Below are 9,591 nucleotides of genomic sequence, written 5' to 3'. Positions count from 1 at the left end.
CGATACTGGGATTGAACCAGTGACCTCTTCCGTGTCAGGGAAGCGCTCTCCCGCTGAGCTAATCGTCCGCAGAGGTGGAGACGGGATTTGAACCCGTGTAGACGGCTTTGCAGGCCGTTGCCTCGCCTCTCGGCCACTCCACCAGCGCGGGGGCGGTGACCCCCACTTCGAGCGGACGACGAGATTCGAACTCGCGACCCTCACCTTGGCAAGGTGATGCTCTACCAACTGAGCCACGTCCGCAGTGTCTCCCCCGGAGCTCGCACCCGGGCGGGACCTTCGCCGAGGCGCTTGCGCGTCCCGGCGACGAGTTGAACTCTAGCGGATTACGGCTCCGCCACCAAAACGCGTTTCCGCAGCGTGCCGGGTCGGTGACCAGCGCATCTCGCCCGTCGCCGCCGACCTAGACTCGCACTCGCCCTACCGGACCGACCTGGGAAGCCCCGTGCCCGACCTCGAGCCCCTCGCCAGATTCGGCGGCCTCGTCGCCTCCGACCTGCGGGATGTCACCACCGACCCCGCCGCGCTGGACTCCTCCGGCTTCTGGGCCGTGGTCGCCGGTTTCGAGGGCGGGACGGTCTGCGCGCGCTTCGGGACCGTACGGCCGGAACCCGCGAGGGCGGCCCCCCGCCGGCTCTGGAAGGGCCCCGCCCGCGGCGACTGGACGTCCTCGCTGGACCGCGCCGCGTACACCGCGGGAGTGCGCCGCGTCCGCGAGTACATCGCGGCGGGCGAGGTCTACCAGGCCAACCTCTGCCGGGTGCTCACGGCGCCGCTGCCCGACCCGGACGCCGACATCGACGCCCTCGCGGACGTCCTCGCCCGCGGCAACCCCGCCCCGCACGCCGGGACGGTCCGGCTTCCCGGGCACGGCATAGAGGTGGCCAGCGCCTCGCCCGAACTCTTCCTGCGCCGCCGCGGCGACATCGTCGAGTCCGGGCCGATCAAGGGCACCGGCCGCACCGAGGCCGACCTGCTGCCCAAGGACCACGCCGAGAACGTCATGATCGTCGACCTGGTCCGCAACGACCTCGGCCAGGTCTGCGCCACGGGCACGGTCACCGTCCCCGACCTCTGCGTCGTGGAGAAGCACCCCGGCCTGGTCCACCTCGTCTCCACCGTGCGCGGCGAACTGCGCGAGGGCGCCGGCTGGGCCGATCTGCTGGGCGCCGCGTTCCCGCCGGGGTCCGTCACTGGCGCGCCCAAGTCCAGCGCCCTGCGCGTCATCGCCGAACTGGAGACCGCACCCCGCGGCCCCTACTGCGGCGGCATCGGCTGGGTCGACGCCGACCGCGGCACCGGCGAGCTCGCCGTGGGCATCCGCACCTTCTGGATCGACCGCGCAGCCCCCGGCGGCCCCGTGCTGCGCTTCGGCACCGGCGCGGGGATCACCTGGGGCTCCGATCCCGAGCGGGAGTGGGACGAGACGGAACTGAAGGCCTCCCGGCTGCTGGCGGTAGCGTCGGGTACGTACGACTCGAACGAAGGCGAACGGAACCATGGGGCAGAGTGACACCGTGAGCACGACCACCGCGGGCGCGATCTGGGTCAACGGCGCGCTGCGCGAGACCGACGAGGCGTCCGTGTCCGTCATGGACCACGGCCTGACCGTCGGGGACGGCGTCTTCGAGACGCTCAAGGCCACCGGGGGCACCGCGTTCGCGATGGACCGCCACCTGCGCCGGCTGGCCCGCTCCGCGCGCGGCCTCGGCCTGCCCGAGCCCGACCGGGACGAGGTGCGCCACGCCTGCGAGGCCGTCCTCGCCGCCAACCCGCTTCCGCACGGCCGGCTGCGCGTCACCTACACCGGCGGCACCTCGCCGCTCGGCTCCGAGCGCGGCACCACCGGCCCCACCCTGGTCGTCGCCCTCGGCGCCGCGACCGTCCGCCCCGACACGACGGCCGTCGTCACCGTCCCCTGGACCCGCAACGAGAAGGGCGCCCTGGCGGGGCTGAAGACCACCTCGTACGGGGAGAACGTCGTGGCGCTGGCCCGCGCCCACCAGCACGGCGCCTCCGAGGCGCTGTTCGCCAACACGCAGGGGCGCCTGTGCGAGGGCACCGGCTCCAACGTCTTCGTCGTCCTCGGGGGCAAGCTGCTCACCCCGCCGCTCGCCTCGGGCTGCCTCGCCGGGATCACCCGGGAGCTCGTCATCGACTGGGCGGGCGCCGAGGAGGCCGATTTGCCGTTCGAGGCGCTCGGCGAGGCGGAGGAGATCTTCGTGACCTCCTCGCTCCGCGACGTCCAGGGCGTCCACCGGGTCGACGACCGCGAACTGGCCACCGGAGCCCGCCCCGGCCCGGTCACGGCCAAGGCCATGCGGGTCTTCGCGGAGCGGTCCGCGGAGCACCCGAACCCCTGAGCCGGGGCGTCCCCGGCGGCCGAACCCGTGACGTGACCGCGGCGACCCGGTAGAACTCCACACCATGACCACCACCCTGCGCCCGGCCGGGCCCGAGCAGCGACGGCACGGCGGAGTGCGCGCCCGCCGCTTCCACGTCTGCGTCAACGGGCGCCCGGTGGGGCAGACCACCCTGTCCACCGACGCCCGGTTCGGACCGGAGGCCGGGCGCATCGTCGCGCTGCGGATCGACCACGACCATCAGCGCCGCGGCCGCGGCACGGTCGCGGCCCTCGCCGCGGAGGAGGTGCTGCGCGGATGGGGCTGCCGCCGTATCGAGGTCTCCGTGCGGGCACAGGACACGGCCGCGCTCCGGCTCGCCGGCGTGCTGGGCTACACCGTCCGCAACCGGAGCATGCTCAAGGCGCTGCCCGACGTACCGCCGGCGCTGCCGGAGGGCAGCGTCGTACGGCCCATGACCGAGGCGGAGTACCCGGGGTGGTCGGCCCGTAAGCGGGACGAGTACGTACGGTCCTGGACGCGGCGCGGCGTGCCCGAGGCGCAGGCCTTGGCCAAGGCGGAGGCGGACGACCGGGCCGCCCTCCCCGAGGGGCTCGCGACGCCGGGCGCGCTGCTGCTGGTGCTGGAGGCCGGCGGGGCCGGGGGCGCGGCGGGGGAGGCCGTGGGGGATCTGTGGGTCGGGCGCGGCGAGGAGGGCACGGGGTTCGTCTTCCACGTCCGGGTCGCCGAGGGGCACCGCGGGCGGGGCCACGGGCGCACGCTCATGCTCGGCGCGGAGCGGGAGTGCCTGGCGGCCGGGCTGGAGCGGCTGGGGCTGAACGTCTTCGCCGGGAACGAGGCGGCGGAGGGGCTCTACGCCGAGCTGGGGTACGAGGTGACGGAAGTGCATCTGGCGAAGCCGCTTGTGTGAGTGCCCGGCGGTCGCGATCGCGGTTCGCCGCCGTGTGCGCGGGCTGTGCGCGCCCGAGGCGGGTGGTCTCCCCGCTCTCCCTTCCCAGCCTTCGGCCGGGAGGGAGAGCGCCGGCGGGGCAGCGGCCCGTACCGGGGGGGCGGGTGGCGGTCAGCGGCCCAGGGCCGCGTCCGCGAGGGACTCGATGCGGGCGCGGAGGCCCTCCTGGGACGTGCCGCCGTCGAGGCGCTCGCCGCAGATGACGTAGGTGGGGGTGCCGGTGACGCCGATGGCCTTGCCCTCGGCGTGGTCGGCGTCGACGACGAGCAGATGCCGCCCGTCGACGAGCGCCGTGTCGACCTCCTCCGCGTCGAGCCCGAGGTCGGCCGCGATCTCGACCAGCAGCGCCTCGCCGCGCTCGCCCAGTTCCTCGGTGCGGGCGAGGACCGCCTCCGCGTACTCCCAGCCGCGCCCCTGGGCGAAGGCCTCCTCCGCAGCCTGGGCGGCGGCGTAGGAGTGCTTGTGCTTCTCCAGGGGGAAGTGCCGCAACTGCACCTCCAGGGTGTCGCCGTAGCGCTCGCGCAGGGCGTGCAGGTCGGTCAGGGCGGCGGCGCAGTCGGGACACTGGAGTTCGCACCAGTACTCGAGGACGACGGTGCGGGGAGTCGCTTCGTTCATGGGGCCAGTCTCCCACCGGGGGAGGAGCCGCCCCGGAGATCACCCTGAGGTTGCCGCCGGGCCGTGGCCCGGGGGCAGGGGGCGGGTGCACGATGGAGCGAGCAGAACACTTCGGAGGAGCTCCGCATGCTGACCTCGACCGTGTGTGTCGCGCTGTCCGCGGCGGGCCTGGCGATCGCCCTGCTCACCGCCTACCGGCGCAGGTTCCGCAGAGCGACGATGATCGCGGCGGCGGCACTGCTGCCCGTCGGCCTGTACATGACGGGCCTGGTCTCGCTGGCCGGGACGGTGGTCCGGGCCGTCGCCGACTGGGCCGCCGGCCTGGTGTTCAAGCCGTCGGTGTGGGCGGGCTTCGCCGTGCTCGCCCTGGCGGTCGTGCTGTACGTCCTCGCACGGGTCGCCGGGCGCCGCAAGACGGTCCCTGAGGCGAAGCCGGGCCGGGCGGTCGCTCCGGGCGCGGGGGCGCCGGCCCTGACACAAGGGAAGAAACCGGTCCCGAAGGCGGCGAAGACCGATCCCGATCTGGCCGAATTCGGTGAGATCGAGGAGATCCTCAAGCGCAGGGGGATCTGAGCGGCGTGTTGGTGCCCGGGGGTGGCGGGGGTAGGTCATCATCGCCGTGGCGGACTTCAACTACCGCCCCCTGAGCGCGATTTGGCATGCCCGGGGGCGTACGGTTGTGCGGGTTCGCGTCCCTCCGAGCACACCGTAAGGCCATGCAAGCCGAAGCAGACGACGACGAGCCACGCGGTTGCCTCTTCGCGCTCTCCCAGCCGCCGCTGATGCTGTTCCTGACCGTGATCGGCGGTCTGCTCGCCCTGGGCGGTCTCTACGACCTCTGGCCGTTCTGAGCCGGCACGGCGACGGCCTCGCGGCGGCGCGCCCGGTACGCGGCGACGTGGAGGCGGTTGCCGCAGGTGCGGCTGTCGCAGTAGCGGCGTGAGCGGTTCCGTGACAGGTCCACGAAGGCGCGCCGGCAGTCCGGGGCGTCGCAGCGGCGCAGCCGCTCCCGCTCCCCGGCGACGAGGAGGAACGCCAGGGCCATGCCGCAGTCGGCCGCAAGGTGGTCGGCGAGGGAGGCGCCCGGGGCGAAGTAGTGGACGTGCCAGTCGTAGCCGTCGTGGTCGGTCAGCCGGGGCGTGGTGCCGGCCTCGGCGACGAGGGAGTTGATCAGCGCCGCGGCCTCGGGCGTGTCGGGCGCCGAGAAGACCTGGGTGAAGAGCTGCCGGACGGCGCGCACGGCGACGAGGTCGTCCTCGTCGAGCGAACCGATGTCGCTGACCTCGTTGCGCTCCACGAAGGCGCGCAGCGCCGCGAGATCGGCCAGACCCTCGCGGCCGTCACTCTCCGGTGTGGTGTTGATGAGATCCACCACGCAGTCGAGTGCGCACCTGGTGTCATGGTTGATCAGCACGGAATCGCTCTCTCCCTGGCCTGGTGGGTCGGGCGTTCCGGTGACTTTAGCGCGAGAGCCGTCGTCGTGGAGCGCGCTGCTCCCCGACGACGGCTCCGGCAGGTCGGGTCCGCGCCGTACCCCCGAGATGCGTACGGCGACGGACGGTCGGTGGACTCAGCTCTCGGCGAGGATGTGCGAGAGCTCGGTGTCCAGGTCGAAATGACGGTGTTCGGTGCCGGGGGGCACCGCGGCGTCGGTCCGCTTGAGGAACGACTCCAGGGCCCGCGCAGGGGCCTCGAGCAGCGCCTCCCCCTCCGGAGAGCTGAGGGCGATGCACACGACGCCCTGACCGTGGCTGCGGGACGGCCAGACCCGGACGTCGCCGGTGCCGGTGGGCCGGTGCAGACCTTCGGCGAGCAGGTCGCGGGCGAAGACCCATTCGACTGTCTCCTCGGCACCGGTGTGGAAGGTGGCGTGCACGGCGTAGGGATCGGCCGTGTCGTACCGCAAGCCCGCGGGTACGGGCAGTGACGATTCGCTCGACACAACGAGGCGCAGGTGCAGCTCGCAGCTGACCGTGGTGTTCATAAGCGCCAGGGCCTTTCGCTCAGTGTGCGCTCGGGGATTCGCACGTCGGCGAAATCGACATGCCACCTGCGGGGACGTTGTAAACCCCTCTGACGGGTTTGTGAGGGTTCCGGTACCTCGTCCGGCCGAGTTCTTTTCCTCCCCGGCGAGCCATTCCGGTGACGAAGCGGCTTCGGGTAAGTTTGGCTGCATGACTGCGGAGAGTGACGAGCGGGAGGTGGCTGTGGCCATGGATCCCGCGACCCCCGGTGACGGGGGCGACGGGGGCGGCGAGGACGGGGAGCCCGAGGGCTCCGAGCGACCGCTGGGGTCGAGGGCACCGGGTTTCATCCGGCGCTCCCGCGCGCTGCACGTGAGCTGGCAGGTCGGGGTCTTCCTGGTGGGTCTGGCGATCGTCGGGACGGGCGTGGTCCTGCTCCCGTTGCCGGGGCCCGGCTGGGTGGTGATCTTCGCCGGCATGGCGGTCTGGGCGACCGAGTTCGTCTGGGCCCAGCTGGTGCTGCGCTGGACGAAGCGCAAAGTGACCGAGGCGGCACAGAAGGCACTCGACCCGAAGGTGCGGCGGCGGAACGTGACGCTGACCGTCATCGGGCTGGCGATCATCGGCGCGCTGCTGGGTTACTACGTGTGGCGGTTCGGCTTCGTGATGCCGTGGAAGGCCGACCTGCACTCGTGACGCCGCGGAAGGGCCCACCGCCGTCGGGGGTGCGCCGTCCACGATGGTCGGGGCACCCGCTGACATGCGGTAATGTTGTCTCCGCACCGGGGCGATTAGCTCAGCGGGAGAGCACTTCGTTCACACCGAAGGGGTCACTGGTTCGATCCCAGTATCGCCCACCCGGACCGAGGGCCCGGAAGCCGACAGCGGCTTCCGGGCCCTCGTCGTGTGTCCGATGGCCGCGGTGGCCCCCGGTGCCTCGGGTGGGCGCGTGGAAGCGCTTTCCATCATTCTCCGTCGTCAGCATCGACGTGAGAGTTCGGCGGAGTGTGCGCGGGTCACGGGCCCCGCGGGCGGACGGGGCCGCGGTCGCCGCGCTGGCGCCGCAGGCGGGCTGCGGCGGTGGCGGCGATCCGGACGACGGGACCGTGCCGAGCTGATCCGGAAGACGCTCGCGCTCTTCCTGGCCGCGGGCGCAAAGCCCCCGACGTCTTCCGGAACTCCGTCGCCTTCCTGTGCGAGTCAAGGCCGGCCATGTCAGCATGGACGCCTTCCGGGCCGGCCTGAACGAGGCCGGTGAGGTCCACGGCAGACTGCTCGGGGTCCCCGTCGGCGGCAACACCTTCGCCCTCGTCCACGACCCCGAGGTCTTCGAGCGCGTCGGCGTCACCCCCGCGGCCGGCTGGACATGGGACGCGTTCGGCACCACCGTCCACGGGATCAGCGCCGCCGAGGGCGACCAGTGCGGCGCCAGCGACAACGGCGGGGTCATGTGCCTGTACGACCGGCCAGGAAGAGCGAGCAGATCAAGCCCAAGTCCTCGGTCGGCGCGACCTTTCCGTCGTCGACTTCACCCGGGACGACTTCATCGTCCGCTACGCCGCCGAGAGGCCTGCTGGCCGCGGTGCCGTTCCGCACCCAGCGCCGCTGAGCCAACTACGAGGAAGGGACGGCCGCCCGATGACCCCCGGCGCACGGCGCGCGCCCTCGCCTGGCACGCGGGCGCCCTGGCCCTGCTCGCGGTCATCCTCGACCCGTTGGTGTGGCTGGTCGGGGCCTCGTTCAAGCCAGGCGCCGAGATCGTCGGCAGCCACGAACCGCTGCCTGGCCGACCCGCGGCATCGCCGACATCCCCGTCTCCGCCTTCTTCACCAACTCGCCTGTCCCGGAAGTCTGTTCGGTGGCGGGCGTGCTCATCTCCTGCTCGCCGGCGGCCTACGCCTTCGCCCGGATCCGCTTCGCCGGGCGCAGCCTGCTCTTCGCGGTGATGCTCGACGCTGCTGCTGCCCTTCCAATGCGCATCATCCCGCAGGACGCGCTCTTCCGGAGACTCGATCTGATCAACACTTATGTTCCGTTGTGGCTCGGGAAATATCTCGCCGCGGACGCGTTCTTCGTCTTTCCCATGGCGCAATTCATGCGCAATCTCCCCCGGGAATAGGACGAGGCCGCGCGCATCGACGGCTGCGGGCATCCGCGCATCCTCTGGAGCATCGTGCTCCCTTTGTGCGGCCCGCACGCATCACCAGCGCCATCCTCACGTTCATATGGTCCTGGAACGATTTCCGCGGGCCCCTGCTGCACCTGAACGAGCCCGACAGCTACACCGTCCCGCTCGGGCTGAAGATGTTCATCGACCAGGACAGCGTGGCCGACTACGGCGGCATGGTCGCCATGTCGCTGGTCGCCCCGCTGCCCGTCCTCATCCTCTTCTTCCTCGCCTTCCAGCGGCACCTCGGGGCTGAAGGGATGACGCCCCTGGCCGCGGCCGGGGGTGCACGTCGCCGCTCCGCGGCCCGGGTCGCGCTGTTCGCCGAGTGCCTGCTGACCGGTGTGGCGGGTGGTGGCGGCGCTGCCGCTCGTCACCGCGCCGCCGGCGTTCGCCGCCGCCTGCGGACCCCTGCGTCGGCATCTGCACGGGAAGCGGTCCACCTGGCACGACTTCGCGGCGGCCGGGGGCCGGACGCTGGTGCGGTGGGGCGGCCTCGCGCTGCTCGGGCCCGACCTGGCCGTCGCCCGCTCCGGGGTCAGCGTGCTTGCCGCTGTCGCCCTCGTGGTGACGGGGCTTCGCACTGCCGTGCTCTGGCCGTCCGGGGCGGGCGGCCGGGGTGGTCGCGCAGCGGCGTGCGGGTGGGATGTGGCTGCGGTCCGTATCGTTCGGCGACCGACGCCCGGAGGGGAGTGATGGGGGGAGTGCCCTTCCGTCGCGCGAAGCGGCACCGGTATACCGGCGAGGTGACACAACTTCCGCCCGGTCGGCACTCGCCCACCTTCAAGGCCGCCCTTCTCGACTGGGTCGGAACGCTCATCGTCCCCAAGTGGGGGCCGGACCAGGCCGGTCCCAAGGGCGGGGCGTGGATCGAGTGGGCCTTGCGGCGCCTTGGCCGGGACGCCTCGCTGTCCGAGGCGAGCCGGATCAGCGGGGCTCTCAACGCGGCGATCGGGCAGCCGGACGTGGCGCAGGCGATGAGGGGTGCGGACGCGTCCGTGGAGTCGTACCGTGCGGGGTTCGCCCGGTGGGTCTCGGCCGCCGGCATCGACGAGGCGCTGAGGGACGCCCTGTACGACGAACTGGCCCAGCCGGATGTCGATCTCTTCGCGGTGGACGTGGAGCGGACACTCGCGACGCTGAAGGCCGCCGGGGTACGGGTGGCCGTTGTCAGTGACGTCCACTTCGACATCCGCCCCTGGTTCGTGAAGGCGGGCCTCGACGGTTACGTCGATCGGTTCGTGCTCTCCTTCGAGCACGGTGTCTGCAAGCCCGACCCCGCCATCTTCCGCCTGGCGCTGGACGGGCTCAAGGTGGGCCCGGGCGAGGCGCTTATGGTGGGCGACCGTTCCGCCTATGACGGTGCGGCGGTCGAGGCGGGCATCGCGACACTGCTGCTCCCGCCACTCGCCCAGGCCACCGTGGAACGACTGCACCTCGTGCTCGCCTCCTGCGGACTGCGTGACCACGTACGCCCTTGAGACTGCCTCTCGTCGTTGCCGGGCGACAGAGCGGGCCGGAGACGGGTGG

Annotated in this window: 10 protein-coding genes, 3 tRNA genes and 1 pseudogene; 9 read left to right on the top strand and 5 right to left on the bottom strand. The window is 72.3% G+C overall.

Annotated elements, in window-relative coordinates; translation table 11 throughout:
* Positions 1–72: 72 nt before the first annotated feature.
* A tRNA-Cys gene (locus B085_RS0140160) sits at positions 73–143 on the bottom strand.
* A 27-nt stretch (positions 144–170) separates the two neighbouring features.
* A tRNA-Gly gene (locus tag B085_RS0140155) sits at positions 171–243 on the bottom strand.
* Positions 244–445: 202 nt separating this feature from the next.
* Here B085_RS0140155 and B085_RS0140150 point away from each other — a divergent pair.
* The 3 genes from B085_RS0140150 to B085_RS0140140 all read left to right on the top strand — a co-directional run bounded on the left by B085_RS0140150 (position 446) and on the right by B085_RS0140140 (position 3,273).
* A complete protein-coding gene (locus B085_RS0140150; protein WP_018564245.1) occupies positions 446–1,513 on the top strand; it encodes a chorismate-binding protein in 1,068 nt (355 codons plus the stop codon).
* A complete protein-coding gene (locus B085_RS0140145) occupies positions 1,500–2,363 on the top strand; it encodes an aminotransferase class IV (protein ID WP_018564244.1) in 864 nt (287 codons plus the stop codon). The genes B085_RS0140150 and B085_RS0140145 overlap by 14 nt, the downstream gene beginning before the upstream one ends.
* A 64-nt stretch (positions 2,364–2,427) precedes the next feature.
* On the top strand, positions 2,428–3,273 hold the full coding sequence (locus B085_RS0140140; protein WP_018564243.1) for a GNAT family N-acetyltransferase: 846 nt from the start codon (positions 2,428–2,430) through the stop codon (positions 3,271–3,273).
* Positions 3,274–3,423: 150 nt separating this feature from the next.
* Here the strand turns inward: B085_RS0140140 and B085_RS0140135 are convergent, their stop codons facing one another.
* On the bottom strand, positions 3,424–3,930 hold the full coding sequence (locus B085_RS0140135) for a DsbA family protein (RefSeq protein WP_018564242.1): 507 nt from the start codon (positions 3,928–3,930) through the stop codon (positions 3,424–3,426).
* A 126-nt stretch (positions 3,931–4,056) separates the two neighbouring features.
* Here B085_RS0140135 and B085_RS0140130 point away from each other — a divergent pair, with 126 nt between their 5' ends.
* Both B085_RS0140130 and B085_RS51570 read left to right on the top strand, forming a co-directional pair.
* A complete protein-coding gene (locus B085_RS0140130) occupies positions 4,057–4,503 on the top strand; it encodes a hypothetical protein (RefSeq protein WP_018564241.1) in 447 nt (148 codons plus the stop codon).
* Between the two features lie 143 nt (positions 4,504–4,646).
* Positions 4,647–4,781: a hypothetical protein gene (locus B085_RS51570; protein WP_018564240.1), complete on the top strand. Its 135-nt coding sequence runs from the start codon at positions 4,647–4,649 to the stop codon at positions 4,779–4,781.
* On the opposite strand, the gene B085_RS0140120 is transcribed toward B085_RS51570, so the two are convergent.
* Together B085_RS0140120 and B085_RS0140115 are read right to left on the bottom strand one after the other, a co-directional pair.
* Positions 4,760–5,344: a CGNR zinc finger domain-containing protein gene (locus B085_RS0140120; RefSeq protein ID WP_018564239.1), complete on the bottom strand. Its 585-nt coding sequence runs from the start codon at positions 5,342–5,344 to the stop codon at positions 4,760–4,762. The two genes, B085_RS51570 and B085_RS0140120, sit on opposite strands and share 22 nt — an antisense overlap.
* Positions 5,345–5,500: 156 nt before the next feature.
* Complete coding sequence (locus B085_RS0140115) at positions 5,501–5,914, bottom strand: SsgA family sporulation/cell division regulator (RefSeq protein WP_003959770.1); 414 nt, start codon at positions 5,912–5,914, stop codon at positions 5,501–5,503.
* Positions 5,915–6,104: 190 nt separating this feature from the next.
* Between B085_RS0140115 and B085_RS0140110 the strand changes: the two genes are divergently transcribed.
* The 4 genes and pseudogenes from B085_RS0140110 to B085_RS46335 all read left to right on the top strand — a co-directional run bounded on the left by B085_RS0140110 (position 6,105) and on the right by B085_RS46335 (position 9,542).
* Positions 6,105–6,590: a TIGR02611 family protein gene (locus tag B085_RS0140110; protein WP_026251931.1), complete on the top strand. Its 486-nt coding sequence runs from the start codon at positions 6,105–6,107 to the stop codon at positions 6,588–6,590.
* Between the two features lie 89 nt (positions 6,591–6,679).
* Positions 6,680–6,751: transfer RNA gene (locus B085_RS0140105), tRNA-Val, on the top strand.
* 828 nt (positions 6,752–7,579) lie between these two features.
* A pseudogene (locus B085_RS47945) lies at positions 7,580–8,309 on the top strand (carbohydrate ABC transporter permease); the annotation flags it as partial.
* 498 nt (positions 8,310–8,807) lie between these two features.
* Positions 8,808–9,542, top strand: a complete 735-nt coding sequence (locus B085_RS46335; RefSeq protein ID WP_063741138.1) for an HAD family hydrolase — start codon at positions 8,808–8,810, stop codon at positions 9,540–9,542.
* Positions 9,543–9,591 lie beyond the last annotated feature (49 nt).

It is taken from the genome of Streptomyces sp. BoleA5 (genome assembly GCF_000373665.1).
Classification (GTDB): Bacteria; Actinomycetota; Actinomycetes; order Streptomycetales; family Streptomycetaceae; genus Actinacidiphila.
Note: the sequence above shows the minus strand (reverse complement) of the source record. Positions and strands in the feature narration are given on the sequence as shown.

Bases quoted from the DNA above. Each gene is read 5' to 3' on its own strand.
- B085_RS0140145 (WP_018564244.1), top strand. From the start codon at position 1,500: ATGGGGCAGAGTGACACCGTGAGCACGACCACCGCGGGCGCGATCTGG.
- B085_RS0140140 (WP_018564243.1), top strand. From the start codon at position 2,428: ATGACCACCACCCTGCGCCCGGCCGGGCCCGAGCAGCGACGGCACGGC.
- B085_RS0140135 (WP_018564242.1), bottom strand. From the start codon at position 3,930: ATGAACGAAGCGACTCCCCGCACCGTCGTCCTCGAGTACTGGTGCGAA.
- B085_RS0140130 (WP_018564241.1), top strand. From the start codon at position 4,057: ATGCTGACCTCGACCGTGTGTGTCGCGCTGTCCGCGGCGGGCCTGGCG.
- B085_RS51570 (WP_018564240.1), top strand. From the start codon at position 4,647: ATGCAAGCCGAAGCAGACGACGACGAGCCACGCGGTTGCCTCTTCGCG.
- B085_RS0140115 (WP_003959770.1), bottom strand. From the start codon at position 5,914: ATGAACACCACGGTCAGCTGCGAGCTGCACCTGCGCCTCGTTGTGTCG.
- B085_RS0140110 (WP_026251931.1), top strand. From the start codon at position 6,105: ATGACTGCGGAGAGTGACGAGCGGGAGGTGGCTGTGGCCATGGATCCC.